This is a genomic window from Nonomuraea sp. NPDC048826, assembly GCF_043198225.1.
GTDB lineage: Bacteria > Actinomycetota > Actinomycetes > Streptosporangiales > Streptosporangiaceae > Nonomuraea.
The window spans coordinates 628,080-641,865 of the sequence record NZ_JBICUQ010000005.1 but is presented as its reverse complement, the minus strand read 5'-3'; the positions used below and the strand labels follow the sequence as shown (position 1 = coordinate 641,865).

General features: G+C 73.5%; 12 protein-coding genes. 7 read left to right on the top strand and 5 right to left on the bottom strand.

Features of this window, described 5'->3' with window-relative positions; translation table 11 throughout:
* Positions 1-8: 8 nt before the first annotated feature.
* Positions 9-1,949: an FtsX-like permease family protein gene (locus ACGFI7_RS21280; protein WP_393406897.1), complete on the bottom strand. Its 1,941-nt coding sequence runs from the start codon at positions 1,947-1,949 to the stop codon at positions 9-11.
* A complete protein-coding gene (locus ACGFI7_RS21275) occupies positions 1,946-2,623 on the bottom strand; it encodes an ABC transporter ATP-binding protein (RefSeq protein WP_393406895.1) in 678 nt (225 codons plus the stop codon). Before ACGFI7_RS21275 ends, ACGFI7_RS21280 begins: the two co-directional genes overlap by 4 nt.
* Positions 2,624-2,713: 90 nt before the next feature.
* Here ACGFI7_RS21275 and ACGFI7_RS21270 point away from each other — a divergent pair, with 90 nt between their 5' ends.
* Both ACGFI7_RS21270 and ACGFI7_RS21265 read left to right on the top strand, forming a co-directional pair.
* A complete protein-coding gene (locus ACGFI7_RS21270; protein WP_393406892.1) occupies positions 2,714-3,361 on the top strand; it encodes a response regulator in 648 nt (215 codons plus the stop codon).
* A gap of 66 nt (positions 3,362-3,427) precedes the next feature.
* Complete coding sequence (locus ACGFI7_RS21265; protein ID WP_393406890.1) at positions 3,428-4,093, top strand: DUF4328 domain-containing protein; 666 nt, start codon at positions 3,428-3,430, stop codon at positions 4,091-4,093.
* Here ACGFI7_RS21265 and ACGFI7_RS21260 read toward each other — a convergent pair whose 3' ends face one another.
* The 3 genes from ACGFI7_RS21260 to ACGFI7_RS21250 all read right to left on the bottom strand — a co-directional run bounded on the left by ACGFI7_RS21260 (position 4,094) and on the right by ACGFI7_RS21250 (position 8,922).
* On the bottom strand, positions 4,094-7,831 hold the full coding sequence (locus ACGFI7_RS21260; RefSeq protein ID WP_393407155.1) for a DNA polymerase III subunit alpha: 3,738 nt from the start codon (positions 7,829-7,831) through the stop codon (positions 4,094-4,096).
* A complete protein-coding gene (locus ACGFI7_RS21255) occupies positions 7,831-8,097 on the bottom strand; it encodes a DUF6504 family protein (RefSeq protein ID WP_393406888.1) in 267 nt (88 codons plus the stop codon). The genes ACGFI7_RS21260 and ACGFI7_RS21255 overlap by 1 nt, the downstream gene beginning before the upstream one ends.
* Positions 8,098-8,175: 78 nt before the next feature.
* Entirely contained in the window at positions 8,176-8,922 is a 747-nt protein-coding gene (locus tag ACGFI7_RS21250) for a GntR family transcriptional regulator (protein WP_393406885.1), read from the bottom strand.
* 108 nt (positions 8,923-9,030) lie between these two features.
* Between ACGFI7_RS21250 and ACGFI7_RS21245 the strand changes: the two genes are divergently transcribed.
* From ACGFI7_RS21245 to ACGFI7_RS21225, 5 genes are read left to right on the top strand one after another with little or no spacing between them, the layout of a single operon-like run.
* A complete protein-coding gene (locus ACGFI7_RS21245) occupies positions 9,031-10,182 on the top strand; it encodes an ABC transporter substrate-binding protein (protein WP_393406883.1) in 1,152 nt (383 codons plus the stop codon).
* A complete protein-coding gene (locus ACGFI7_RS21240) occupies positions 10,179-11,000 on the top strand; it encodes an ABC transporter permease (RefSeq protein WP_393406881.1) in 822 nt (273 codons plus the stop codon). The genes ACGFI7_RS21245 and ACGFI7_RS21240 overlap by 4 nt, the downstream gene beginning before the upstream one ends.
* Positions 10,988-11,839, top strand: coding sequence for an ABC transporter permease (locus tag ACGFI7_RS21235; RefSeq protein WP_393406879.1), 852 nt, complete (start codon positions 10,988-10,990; stop codon positions 11,837-11,839). The genes ACGFI7_RS21240 and ACGFI7_RS21235 overlap by 13 nt, the downstream gene beginning before the upstream one ends.
* Positions 11,836-12,996, top strand: coding sequence for an ABC transporter ATP-binding protein (locus tag ACGFI7_RS21230; protein WP_393406877.1), 1,161 nt, complete (start codon positions 11,836-11,838; stop codon positions 12,994-12,996). The genes ACGFI7_RS21235 and ACGFI7_RS21230 overlap by 4 nt, the downstream gene beginning before the upstream one ends.
* Complete coding sequence (locus tag ACGFI7_RS21225; RefSeq protein ID WP_393406875.1) at positions 12,986-13,684, top strand: HAD family hydrolase; 699 nt, start codon at positions 12,986-12,988, stop codon at positions 13,682-13,684. The genes ACGFI7_RS21230 and ACGFI7_RS21225 overlap by 11 nt, the downstream gene beginning before the upstream one ends.
* Positions 13,685-13,786: the final 102 nt, after the last annotated feature.

Sequence of the window (13,786 nt, the reverse complement as noted above, 5' to 3'; positions counted from 1 at the left end):
CGGCCGGGTCAGTCGGGGCGCGGTGACGGGTCGGTGGTGACCGCCACCAGCAGCGGCCTGCTCAGCGCGCCCGCGCCGAGCACGCCCGCGAAGCCCAGCGCCACGCAGACGCCCAGCATGACCGCGCCACTCACGTCCGGCTCGCCGATCATGAACGGGAGGGCGCAGAACATCCCGGCCGCGATCGTGCCGCCGCCCATCACGGTGAGCGGGATCAGCGTCTCCGCCCGCCGGGCCCGATCCAGCACGCCCAGCGGGGTTCCGGCCAGCCGCAGCAGCGCGTACGTCTGACGCCGGTCCAGCACCGACGAGGCCGCGGTGATCCCCGCCCCGGCGATGGCCACCAGGAACGACACCGACAGCACGACCACCGTGCCCACCCGGACGTCGGCCAGCAGCTGGAACCCGAACCGCTGGTCGTCGGCCTCGTTGGTCGGCGTCCGGCCGGGAACCAGCCCGCTCAGCGCGGTCCGCGCCCGGTCGAGGGTGGCGGGCGGGTCGGCGTCGCCGGTCACCGTCACGGTGACGATCTTCTTCTCGTGCGACACCCGGGCGGTGAGCCCGGCGTCCCGCATCCGTTCCCTGGCCTGCTCGGCGACCGCCGCGGGCCGTCCCTCCGGCACGGCGAGCCGGAACGTCTCGTGGGACGCCCCGGTGTCGAACACCCCCGGGCTGAGCATCCCGAGGAACCCGGCGACGAACCCGGTGAGCGCGACCCCGCTGACCGTCCGCCAGGCCGCGCGCGGATCGTCCACGAGCCTGCGCCCGGCCAGCAGCAGAGCGGGCGTCCTGGCGAAGGCGGCGGCGATCCGCCCGATGATCCCGACCACCCACGGCCCGGCCAGGTTGAGCGAGAGCAGCACCAGCGCGATCGCCACCGCGACGACCGTCACGCTCGTCTCCAGCCCCAGCAGCGGGAACGCGGCCAGCACCGCCAGCAGCACCAGCACGCGCAGCACCCGCATGCCGGGCGGCGTCTGACGCCGGGCCACGCCCAGCGGGCTGACCACCACCCGCCGCAGCCCGACCACCGCCGACAGCCCGACCAGCAGCGGCACCACCACCAGCGCGCCGGCCAGCACCAGCGGGCCCGGCCACAGGTGGGCGACGTACCACGGCCCGCCGCCGATCTCGATGCGCGCCAGCAGCGGCACCGCCACCGCGTACGCCGCCGTCCCGGCGACCGCGCCGGCGAACGCCACGATGACCGCCTCGGCCACCGTCATCCCGACGACCTGCCCGGGGGTCGCGCCCACCAGCCGCAGCGCGGCCAGCCGCTGGTCGCGCCTGGCCACCGTGAGCCGGGCCGCGGCCCCGCCGAACACCAGCAGCGGCACCACCATGAGCACGCTCGCGATCAGCGCCAGCACCTGGTACGCCTGCGCGTCCTCCGACACCCTGCCGGTGAAGTCCGCGACGCGGGTGGGCGGCCGGCCGGCGATCCAGTCGTCGCTGCGCTCGGCTGTCATGACGGGCGCGTCCGGCCGGTGCCCGACCACGGCCACCAGTTCCCCGGGGTAGGCCAGCGCCTCCTCGCCGAGCAACCCGCGCACGGCGGGGAAGCGCGCCGCGAACTGGTCCGCGGGCAGCGCCTCCGCCAGCTCGGCCAGCGCCGGCGACAGCCACGTCTCACCCGGCGCGGGGAACCGGTCCAGCCCGGGCGGCGGCCCTGGCGCCTTCCCGGGCAGCGCCGCCAGGTCCACGACCGTGAACTGCCGGTCCCGTACGTAGTCGAACCGGGCCGCCTGCACGGCCGTGGCCGCGTCGTCGGCGGCCACCGGGTTGCGCCAAGCGTCCCGGTCGCCCCTGGCCTGGAAGGCGAAGTTGGCCGTCACCGCGAACAGCAGCAGCGCCGTGGCCACCGCGACCGCCCCCAGCGTCAGCCAGGTGCCGAGCAGGCCGCGGCGGCCGCCGCCCTTGAGCAGCCGCCACGTCAGGTCGAGGTTCACGCCGGCACCCCGCCCGCCAGCAGCCTGCCGTCGCGGACCTCGACCGTGCGGTCGCACCAGCCCGCCACGCCCGGGTCGTGGGTGACCACGATCAGGGACGCGCCGTTGTGCTTGGTGGCCTCCACCAGCAGCCGCATCGTGTCGTGCCCGGTCGTCTGGTCGAGCGCCCCGGTGGGCTCGTCCGCGAACACCACGGCCGGCTTGGTCACCAGCGCCCTGGCGATGGCCACCCGCTGCGCCTGCCCGCCGGACAGCTCGCCCGGCCGCCTGGTCTCCATGCCGGCCAGCCCGAGCGGCCCGAACCACTGTCGCGCGGTCCGCACCGCCTCCTGACGGGCGACGCCGCCGAGCATCAGCGGGAGCGCCACGTTCTCCTCGGCCGGCAGCTCCGGCAGGAGCTGGCCGAACTGGAACACGAACCCGAACCGGGTGCGGCGCAGCGCGCTGCGCTTCCGCTCGCCCAGGTCGTCGATGCGCTGACCGAGCAGGTGCACCTCGCCCGCGTCCGGCTTCATGATCCCCGCCAGGCAGTGCAACAGGGTGGACTTGCCGGAGCCGCTCGGCCCCATGATCGCCACCGCCTCCGCGGCGGCCACCGCGAGGTCCACCCCGTCCAGCGCCACCGTCTGCCCGAACCGTTTGGCCAGGGCACGCCCCACAAGCACGTCGTTCATGGCACCGAGCCTGCCGCGACGGACCCGGCCGGCGGATCGGCCATGGGTACGGTCCGCATCGGCCGTTCGGTTGACCCTAGAGTCTGGGGCGTGACAATTCGGGTTCTCATCGCCGACGACCAGCAACTGGTGCGTACCGGGTTCCAGATGATTCTGGACGCTCAGCCGGACATGGAAGTGGTGGCCGCCGTCGCCGACGGCGCCGAGGCGGTCGCCGAGGCCAGGCGGCTGCGGCCGGACGTGTGCCTGCTCGACATCCGGATGCCCAGGCTCGACGGCCTGGAGGCGACCCGGGCGCTGGCCGGGCCGGGCGTCGAGAACCCGATGCGGGTGGTCATCGTCACCACCTTCGACCTGGACGAGTACGTGTACGGTGCGCTGCGGGCGGGCGCGACCGGGTTCCTGCTCAAGGACAGCGGGCCGACGCTGCTGGTGGAGGCGGTCAAGGCGGCGGCCGAAGGCGAGTCGCTGGTGTCGCCGTCGGTGACGGTGCGGCTGCTCCGGCACCTGTCCCAGCCCAGGCGCTCCCCCGCGCCGCTGCCCGAGCCGCTGACGGAGCGCGAGCTGGACGTGGTGCGGCTGGTGGCCAGGGGACGCACCAACCAGGAGGTGGCGGCCGAGCTGTTCGTGTCGCTGTCGACCGTCAAGACGCACCTCGGGAGCATCTTCGCCAAGCTCGGCACCCGGAACCGGGTGGAGATCGCCGCGTGGGCTTGGGAATCGGGCGTCGTGAGCTGATTAGCGAGTCAGCCTCCGGGATACAAGTGAATCAGAACCTCAGCACCTGGCCCGGGGGAGAACACCGTGCGCTACGCCCAGGCACCGCCCACGAAGGCCGCCAACGCCGTCTACGTGACGCTCGCCGCGCAGGTCCTCGCTCTGGGCTCTCTGGTGATCTTCGAACAGGTTCGCGGCAGACAGCTCGCCGCCCAGCTGGCCGAGTTCGGCGGGCGTCCGTCGGGCGCCGACGCCGAAGCCCTGGTCGGCGCGGCCACCACGTTCGCGGTGCTGCTGCTGCTCACCCTGGCCACCACGGTCGCCGCCGCGGCCGCCCACACCACCTGGCTGGTGCGCGTCCGCCGACGCGTCGCCCCGGCCACCGCCCGGAGCGCGGTCGCCGCCGCCTGGCTCATCCCCGGCGTCAACCTGATCGCGCCCGCGGTGCTGGTGTACGAGACCTGGCAGGCGGCCGGCCCGCCCGAGGAGGGCCGGCGAAGCCGCATGGCCCTGGTGACGGGCTGGTGGCTGAGCCTGCTGACGACGCTGACGGTGTTCACCGTCGTCCCCTCCTTCGACGCGGGCGGCCTCACCGGCCTGGGCGTCCTGGAGCTCACCTGCCTGACCCTGTCGGCCGGCCTCTGCGCGGCCACGGTCCGCCGGATCACCGCCCTGCGGTCCTCGCCCGCCTCCCGGGCCGCCAAGCCCTCCGTCTCCGTCGCCCGGGCCACCCGCCTGGACCCCGCGGCCTGATCATGCGGCGGTGGGGCCGGAGCTGCCCGGACTGGCGTGCCAGAGGCGGCCGGGCGGCGTGGTGATCGCCGCGCCCAGGTCGGCGTAGGGCGAGAGCCGGAAGCCGTTGGCGTACTCGATGGCGCGCCCGCCCACCGGACCCTGGTCCGCGGCCGGCCGGTCGAGCTCGGCGCGGACGGCGTCCAGGCCGCGGGTCCGCCACAGCGTGTCCAGGTCGGCGAGGTTCCAGCAGTCGAGGGCGCGGATCGAGACCGCGCGGGCCCCGGTGCGGCGGACCGCGCCCCGGGCCAGCAGCAGCCACGACCCGAACACGGTGGCCGCGCACCGCCCCTGCACCGACTCGAAGAAGGTCAGGTCGACCGGCCCGGTCGAGTCGTCCAGGGTGGCGAAGATGATGCGCTGACCGGAGCGGATGGCGGGCGTCTGGGTGGCCACCTTGACCCCGGCCACCAGCACCTCGGCCCCGTTGCGCGGCCGGAGCAGGTCCTGGGCGCGGGTCACGCCGAGCGCGTCGAGCAGCTCGTCGTGGAAGCTGATCACGTGCCGGCTGATGTCCATGCCGAGGATCTCCAGCTCGGCCTCGACCATCTCCGACTCGGTCATCTCCGGCAGTTCGCCGGGGATGACGTGCTCGGTGAAGCCGAGAGGCAGCTGCGCCGCGGCCGGCCGCCGGCTCTCCGCCGGCTGCGCGGGCGCGTACCGCCTGCCGCGGCGCGGCCCCGTCCGTACGCCGATCGACGAGGCCCGCTCCAGCGTGCCGACCTGGGCGATCAGGTCGCGCCTGGTCAGCTCGCCGGGCCGCCACCGCTCCCCGGCGCCGGGCCGCAGCCCGTGCACCGCGTCCAGCCCGCCGACCTGCACGATCCGCTCCATCGTGGGCCGGGACGGGCGGGCCCGGTCCCAGAAGTCGGCGAGCGAGGTGTACGGCCGGCCCGCCACCATGCGCTCCACCTCGGCCTCGCTCACCCCCTTGACGGCCGAGAACGGCACCCGCAGCGCGTACCCCTCGCCGATCTCCGCGGCCTTGAACTCGCCGCGCCGGGGCCGGTCGGCGCCCTCCAGCCGGGCCGGGTCGACGCGGACCCGCACCCGCGGGCCGAGCCGTTCGACCCGCCAGTCCTTGCCCGACTTGTTGATGTCGAGCGGGAGGATCCGCACCCCGCACTGCCGCGCCTCGTCGATGATCACCCGGGGCGGGTACATGCCGGGCTCGTGGGTGAGCACCCCGGCGAAGAACGCGGCCGCGTGGTGCCGCTTGAGCCACGCCGACTGGTAGGTGGGCAGCGCGAACGCCGCGGCGTGCGCCTTGCAGAAGCCGAACCCGCCGAACGCGTCCAGCACCTTCCAGGCCCGCTCCACCTCCTCGTCGGCGAACCCGTTGGCCCTGGCCAGCGGCACGAAGTGGTTGCGCACCCGCTCCCGGCCCTCGGGCGTGCCGAGCGTGCGGCGGAGCATCTCGGCGAACGACAGGTCGCGGCCCGTCATCACCTCGATGATCCGCAGCACCTGCTCGTGGAAGACGACCACGCCGTGCGTCTCCTTCAGCGCCTCGCGCAGCCGCTCGTGCGGGTAGTAGGGCCGCCGCCAGCCGTGCCTGGTCTCCAGATAGGGCGTCACCATGTCGGAGTTGACCGGCCCGGGCCGGAACAGCGAGATGTCCACGATCAGGTCGTGCATGGTGCGCGGCTCCAGCTTGGCGACCAGCTCGCGCTGGCCGGGCGACTCGATCTGGAAGCAGCCGAGCGTCCGGCCGGCGCAGATCATGTCGTACGTCTCCCGGTCGTCGTGCGGGACGTGGACCACGTCCGGGTCGTCGCCGCTCTGGGCGTCGAGCTCGACCGTGACGCCGTCGACCCGCTTGATCTCGCCGAGCGCGTACGCGAGCGCCGACTGCATCCGCACCCCGAGCACGTCCAGCTTGAGCAGGCCCGCCTCCTCCACGTCGTCCTTGTCGAACTGCGACATGGGGAACTCCAGCAGGCTGCGCTCGACCGGGGTGCGGTCGTGCAGCCCGGCGTTGCCGACCAGCACCCCGCACGGGTGCAGCGCGATGTGCCTGGGGAGCCCGTCGAGCTTCTCCGCCAGCCGGAACACCCGTTCCAGCCCGGCCTCGCCGAGCCGGCTCTCGCGCAGCTCCGGCAGGTCGTGCAGGGACGCGGTGATCTGCCTGGCCCGGACGTGCGGGAACGCCTTGGCGATGGCGTCGATCTCGTGCGGCGGCAGCCCCATCGCGCCCGCCACGTCGCGGATGGCGCTGCGCGCCCGGTAGGTCTCCATCATGGACACGCACGCCACCCGCGACTCCCCGTACCGGTCGAAGATCGCCTTGTAGCAGTCGAGACGGCGCGCGGACTCCACGTCCACGTCGATGTCGGGCAGCCCGATGCGCCCCTCCGACAGGAACCGCTCCATGAGCAGGCCGTGCTCGATCGGGTTCACCTCGCCGATGCCGATGAGGTAGTTGACCAGGCTGCCCGCGCCGGACCCGCGGATGGCGCAGCGCACCCCCATCTCCCGGATCATGTCGGTGATGCCGGCCACCGCGATGAAGTAGCCGGACAGCCGCTTGCGCTCGATGATGTCGAGCTCGGCCGCCGCCCGTTCCCTGGCCTCGCGGGAGCGGCGCAGGCCGCGCTCGGCCAGCCCGTCCTGGACGCGGTGGCGCAGCAGCGGCACCGGGTCGCGGCCGATCTCCGGCAGGTGGAGATCGGGCGGGCTCTGGCGGAGCGCGAGCAGCCGCACCGGATCCGCCGCGCACGCCTCGGCGACCTGCCGGGTGGTGCGCAGCAGGCGGCCGATCCGGCCCTCGTCGTGGCCGCAGATCTTGGCGGCGACCTGGGCCATCTCCTTGCCGCCCTTGAGATAGGCGTGGGAGGTGGTGCGTTCCAGGTGGCGCGGGTGCAGCGGGACGAGCTGGCGGGCCGCGTCGAGCACGTCGCCGACCTGGTGGTCGGCCGGGTCGAGGTAGCGGACGGCGTTGGTGAGCACCGCGGGCACGTCCATCGACTCGGCCAGCGCCAGCATCCGCAGCGCGGTGGCGGCGTCGTGGAACCCGTACTGGTCGACCAGCTCGATCGTCACCCCCGGCAGCGCGTCGCGCCACCGGCCGAGCAGCGTCCTGGCGTGGTCGTCGCGCCGCTCGGCCACCGCGCGGCCGACGTCGGAGCGCGGGCCGAGCAGCGCCACCAGCCCCCCGTCGCCGGGGGCGTCCCACTCGGCGACCAGTTCGCGGGTGATGCGGGGCTCGCCGCGCTCGCCCGCGTAGTGGGCGGCCGTGACCAGCCGCGCCAGCCTGGACCAGCCGCGCGAGCGCGCCAGCACGGTCACCCGGTCCTGCGCGCCTGGCCCGGTCCGGGGCCGGGCCTCAGGCCCGCCCCCGGACAAACCGGCACCGGCCCAGCCACCCCTTGGCCATCCGGCGCCGGACAAACCGCCCCCGGACCGACCCGCCTCGGACGCACCGGATCTGCCGGGCCCGGTCCGGCGGGGGCCCGGGCCGGGTTCCGGGTCGGCGAGTGCCAGGTTGACGCCGAACACCGGCGCGATCCCGGTGTCCGCGCACGCCTGCGCGTGCTTGACCGCCCCGTACAGCCCGTCGCGGTCGGTCAGCGCCAGGATGTCCATCCCGTGCTCGAAGGCCCGCTCGGCCAGCGCCTTGGGGAACGCGGTGCCGTACCGCATCGAGTAGGCGGAACTCACGTTGAGGTGCGGGAACGGCCCCGCCAGGACGCCCGCCATCAATCCCACGCCCGCAGGAGCAGCCAGCCGCCGCTGGCGGTGTCGAACCTCAGCTCGTACGTGCCGGCCTCGCGCCCCGGGCTGGCCTCGACCCGCCAGAACCGGCGTTCACCGGGGTCGGTCTCGCTGATCTTCCACCATTCGCGGGCCACCACCCAGTGGTCGAGCACCCGGCGGACGAGATAGAGCCGGTCACGCCAGACGAACTGGGTCGGCTCCCCGTCTCTGGTCCACACCTCTATCGGATCGCCATAGAGTCTGCTCAAGACGCTTCTCCCCGCGGCTCTGGTGCCTATGCTGAGCCACCCGGGGGAAGACGGGCGCTATGTATCGAACATATGTTCTCAAGCGCCGAAGTGCAAGTCGCCCGCGTGCCGGATGAGCGGGTTCGCCCCGATCGAGTTGCGGATGCTGAAGGCCACGCTGCCCGCTCGATAGCGGTCGTCGGAGCACTCCACCGGCCTGCCCTCGTGCGTGGTGGTCACACGTCGCTGGCGCAGCAGCGGGCTGCCGCGCCGGACCCCGAGCAGGCGGGCGTCCTGCGCGCTCGCGGGCACCGCGTCGATGAGATGCTCCCCGTACGCGAAGACCAGCCCGGCCGACTCGTACAGCGCGTCGGTCACGGACTCGCAGCCGGGCGGCAGTTCCTCGACCGCGCCGGCGATCCACTCCGCGTACGCGGTCCGTTCCAGCAGCACCGGCTCGTCCTCCAGGGTGCGCACCCGCAGCACGTCGAGCACCTCGCCGGGGCCGAGCCGGCCCGCCTCGGCCGGGGTGGGCGCGCGCCGGCGCTGGGCGATCACCCGGCCGCCGTAGCGGTAGCCGTTGGCCCGTGCCCACTGGGCGAAGCTGTGCAGCTCGGCGAAGCTCTGGCTGCGCGCGTTGCCCAGCACGATGCGCCGGGCCCCCTGCCGCGATCCGACCAGGCCCTCGGCGGCGAGCACCGCGACCGCCTGCCGGACCGTCCCCCTGGCGGCGCCGTACCGCGCGGCCAGCTCGGACTCCGACGGAAGCTGCGCCCCGACCGGATGCGCCCCGGAGAGGATCCCGTGGCGCAGGTCGCCGGCGATGCGTTCATAGCGCGCAACCATCCCTGACCCGTCCGTTCATGAAAGCGCAACGTTGATGCGACTAACTGGTGCTCGCTTGTTTGTACAAGTTCTTCTACATTCTTTCCACACCCCCGGAGTGGAGGCCCCGTGTTCACACCTCGCGCTCGTGTGGCAGGCGTCATCGCCGCCCTCACCGTAGCCACCGCGGCCTGCGGCGCCGCACCAGGAACCCAGACGTCGACAGCCGCCGAGGGCGGAGTGGACGCACGCACCGCGACCTCGGCCGCCGACTTCGGCGGCTTCGACAAGCTCGTGGAGGCGGCCAAGAAGGAAGGCAACCTGCACGTCATCGCCCTGCCGCCGGACTGGGCGAACTACGGCGAGATCATCAAGGCGTTCGAGGCCAAGTACGGCATCAAGATCGAGAGCGAGGACCCTGACGCGTCCAGCGCCGACGAGATCAACGCGGTCAAGACCCGCAAGGGCCAGGACCGCGCCCCCGACGTGCTCGACCTCGGCCAGTCGTTCGCGCTCAGCGGCGCCACCGAGGGCCTGTTCGCCCCGTACAAGGTGCAGACCTTCGACAAGATCCCCGAGGGCCAGAAGGAGCCCACCGGCCTCTGGGTCAACGACTACGGCGGCTACGTCTCCATCGGCTGCGACGCCAAGAAGATCACGACCTGCCCGGAGAGCTTCGCCGACCTGCTCAAGCCCGAGTACAAGGGCAAGGTCGCGCTCAACGGCAACCCCACCAAGTCCGGCTCGGCCTTCGCCGGCGTCTACGCGGCCTCGATCGCCAGCGGCGGCTCGTTCGACGACATCCAGCCGGGCATCGACTTCTTCAAGAAGCTGAAGGAGGCGGGCAACTTCAACCCGGTCGAGACCACCCCGGCCACGATCGAGAAGGGCGAGACCCAGATCAGCATCGACTGGGACTACAACAACGCCGCCTACGCCCCGCAGATGACCGCCAAGGGCATCGACTGGAAGGTCAACGTGCCGTCCGACGGCAAGTACTTCCAGATGTACGCCCAGGCGATCAACAAGGACGCCCCGCACCCCGCGGCCGCCCGCCTCTGGCAGGAGTTCCTCTACAGCTCCGAGGGCCAGAACCTCTACCTGAAGGGCTTCGCCCGGCCGGTGCTCATGCCCGCCATGCAGGCCGACGGCAGCATCGACCAGGCCGCCGCCGACGCGCTGCCCCCGGTCGACGGCGAGCCGACCTTCCCGACCACGGAGCAGGTCGACGCGGCCAAGGCCAAACTGGCGAGCGGCTGGGACGCGGCGATCTCGGGATGAGACGGTCCACGGGGTGGCTCGGCGCGCTGCCCCTGCTCGCCTTCTACGCGTTCGTGTTCGGCATCCCGCTGGCAGCGCTGCTGGCGGGGGCCTTCACCTCGCGCGGCGAACCGACGCTGGCCAACCTCCGGCAGAGCCTGGAGGGCGGCAACCTGACCGCCATGGTCGGCAGCGTGCAGGTCTCGGCGGTGGTGGCGCTGCTGGGGGCGGTGCTCGGCACCTTCCTCGCGTACGCGGTCGTCACCTCCCGGTCCACCGCGCTGCGCAACGCCGTGCTGACCGCTTCCGGCGTGCTGGCCAACTTCGGCGGCGTCCCGCTCGCCTTCTTCTGGGTCGCCACGCTGGGCAACTCGGGCGTGGTGAGCGGGCTGCTGGGGCTGCCGTCGGGGTCGCTGTACTCGTTCTGGGGCCTGGTGATCGTCTACCTGTACTTCAGCGTGCCGCTGATGGTGCTGGTGATGGCGCCGGCCCTGGACGGGCTGCGCCCGCAGTGGCGTGAGGCGGCGGCCAACAACGGCGCCACCGCCTGGCACTACTGGCGTCACGTCGGCCTGCCCGTGCTGACGCCCGCCCTGCTCGGCGGGGTGGTGCTGCTGTTCGGCTCGGCCTTCGCCGCCTACGCCACGGCGGCGGCCATGGGCGCGGGCACGGTCGTCCCGCTGGTCACCCTGAAGATCGCCAACGCGCTCACCAGCGACGTGCTGATCGGCCAGGAGAACGTGGCGCTCGCGCTGAGCCTCGACATGATCGTCATCGCCGGCCTGGTCATGCTGATCTACCTGCCGCTGCAGAGGAGGACCACCCGATGGCTGCAGTGACGGGCCTGGAACAGCCCCTGATCACCGCGTCCGCGCAGCCCGCCCGCCCGCGTGCCTGGCGTGCCGTCGTGTTCGTGCTGGCCGGGCTCTACTTCCTGGTGCCGCTCGGGGCGTCGCTCTGGTACACGATCTACACGCCCACCACGGGAGTGTCCCTCGGCCCCTACGCCGAACTGCTGACGGCGGAGGGCTTCGTGCCCAGCCTGATGCTGTCGCTGGCGCTCGCCCTGGCCACGATCGCCGTGGTGCTGCTGCTGACGCTGCCCGCGATGCTGGCCGTCCGGCTGTTCGCGCCGGGGCTGCGGCCGCTGATGGAGGTGCTCTGCACGCTCCCGCTCGTGGTGCCGCCGATCACGTTCGTCGCCGGGCTGGGCACCTCGCTGCGGGTCGGCGCCGACGTGCTCGCGCCCACCCCGTTCTGGGCCACGCTCATCGCGATCCAGGACCCCGGCTTCCCCATCGTGCTCGTACTCGCGTACGTGGTGCTGGTGCTGCCGTTCGTCTACCGCTCGCTGGACGCGGGGCTGCGCACCATGGACGTGCGGACCCTGGTGGAGGCGGCGCGCAGCCTCGGCGCGTCCTGGCCGCACGTGCTGTTCAGGGTAATCGTGCCCAACCTGCGCTCGGCCCTGGCCAGCGCCTCGTTCCTCACGCTCGCCCTGGTGTTCGGCGAGTTCACGGTGTCCAGGCTGCTCGGCTACCAGCCGTTCGCGGTGTGGATCGTGACCATCTCCGGCTCGCGCGGCCAGGTGTCGGTCGCGGTCTCGATCCTCAGCCTGCTGCTCATCTGGCTGCTGCTGCTCGCGGTCTCCACCGCTTTCGGGAGGGAAAAGAAGTGACGTCCAAGGTGGAGTTCCGGGGCCTGCGGCGGGTCTTCGGCAAGACGGTGGCGCTGGACGGCCTCGACCTGACCATCGAACCCGGCCAGTTCGTCGCCCTGCTCGGCCCGTCCGGCTGCGGCAAGACGACGGCGCTGCGCTGCGTGGCCGGGTTCGAGCGGCCCGACTCCGGGGCCGTGCTGGTCGACGGCAAGGACATCACCGACGTGCCCGCGAACAAACGCGACGCCGGCATGGTGTTCCAGTCGTACTCGCTCTTCCCCAACCTGAACGCGCGCGACAACGTCGCCTTCGGCCTGCGCGTGCGCCGGGTGCCCGCCGCCACCCGGCGGGCCAGGGCCGACGAGCTGCTGGAACTGGTCGGCCTGCCCCGCCACGCCGACCGCTACCCGCACCAGCTCTCCGGCGGCCAGCAGCAGCGCGTCGCGCTGGCCCGCGCGCTCGCCCTGGAACCGCGCGTACTGCTGCTCGACGAGCCGCTGTCCGCGCTCGACGCCAAGGTACGGGTCGCGCTGCGCGAGGAGATCCGCCGCCTCCAGCTCGACCTGGGCATCACCACGATCTTCGTGACGCACGACCAGGAGGAGGCGCTGTCGATCGCCGACCAGGTCGCGGTGCTCCGCGACGGCCGCCTGGAGCAGGTCGGCCCGCCCGCCGAGGTGTACGACCGGCCCGCCACCCCGTTCGTGGCCGAGTTCGTCGGCACCATGAACCACCTGCCGGGGCGGCTCGCCGGCGACGGCAAGGTGACGGTGCTCGGCCAGACGCTGCCCGTCGACGGGGAGGCCCCGGCCGAGCCCGACGTGCATGTGCTGATCCGCCCGGAGGCCGTCCTGGTGACGGCGCCCGCTCTCGACCCGGCGGCCGAGCCGGTGCCCGCCCCCGGTCCTGGGTCCGGTTCCGGGGAGGTGGTGGCGGCGTCCTTCCGGGGCGCGTCCGTACGCCTTCGCCTGCTGCTGGACGGCAACGAGATCCTCGCCGACGTGCCCGGCCACGAGGCGGCCCGGCTCGCGCCCGGCACCCGCGTCGGGATCCGGCTGGTGGAACGCCCCGTCCTGGTGGCCGCGCGCCCGGCCCCCGGGAACGACGCGGCCCCCGAGAGCGCCGCCGATCCCACGGCCGATTCCACGGCCGATTCCGTGGCCGATGCCGTCTGAGGTGCCCGCGGCGGTCCTGTTCGACTTGGACGGGACCCTCGTGGACACCGAACCCCACTGGTGGCGCGCCACCGCGGCGGTCGCCCGTGACCTGGGCGTCCGCCTGCGCCCGGCCGACGAGCCGGACGTGCTCGGCCGGACGATCGAGCACACGGCCGCCCACCTGCTCTCCCGCGCCTGCGAACCGCCCGCCCCGGACGCCGGCGCGCACCCCGGCCCGCGCACCGGCCCGCGCACCGGCACGGACACCGGCACGGACACCGGCACGGAATCCGGCACGGGCGCCCGGGACGCCCTCGCCGGCCGGCTCACCCGCGCCTTCGCCGGCGAGCTGGCGCAGAGCTTCGACGTCATGCCCGGCGCCACTCCCCTGCTGCGCGAGCTGGCCGCCGCCCGCATCCCGACCGCCCTGGTGACCGCCTCGCCCCGGAGCATCGCCGCCCTGGTGCTCCCCCGCCTCGGTCACCGCTTCGACGAGGTGGTCGCGGCGGAGGACACCGAACGCGGCAAACCGCACCCGGACCCGTACCTGGAGGCCGCCCGCCGGCTCGGCGCGCCCCCCTCGCGCTGCGTCGTCCTGGAAGACAGCCCGGCCGGCGTGACGGCCGCCACCAGCGCCGGCTGCCGGGTCGTGGTCGTCACCGCCACCGGTCTGCCCACGCTCCGCGAGATCAGGCTGGACGCGTGAAGGGCGTGCGCGACACGCCGATACCGCTCGCCCGGCGGCCTGGAACGCATGACTCCTCGTCAACGGCATTCGACGGCCGGGCCGAAATCGGTAAGCTTACGC

Coding starts and splice junctions, on each gene's coding strand:
- ACGFI7_RS21275 (WP_393406895.1), bottom strand. CDS start 2,623: ATGAACGACGTGCTTGTGGGGCGTGCCCTGGCCAAACGGTTCGGGCAG.
- ACGFI7_RS21260 (WP_393407155.1), bottom strand. CDS start 7,831: ATGGCGGGCGTCCTGGCGGGGCCGTTCCCGCACCTCAACGTGAGTTCC.
- ACGFI7_RS21250 (WP_393406885.1), bottom strand. CDS start 8,922: ATGGTTGCGCGCTATGAACGCATCGCCGGCGACCTGCGCCACGGGATC.
- ACGFI7_RS21240 (WP_393406881.1), top strand. CDS start 10,179: ATGAGACGGTCCACGGGGTGGCTCGGCGCGCTGCCCCTGCTCGCCTTC.
- ACGFI7_RS21235 (WP_393406879.1), top strand. CDS start 10,988: ATGGCTGCAGTGACGGGCCTGGAACAGCCCCTGATCACCGCGTCCGCG.
- ACGFI7_RS21225 (WP_393406875.1), top strand. CDS start 12,986: ATGCCGTCTGAGGTGCCCGCGGCGGTCCTGTTCGACTTGGACGGGACC.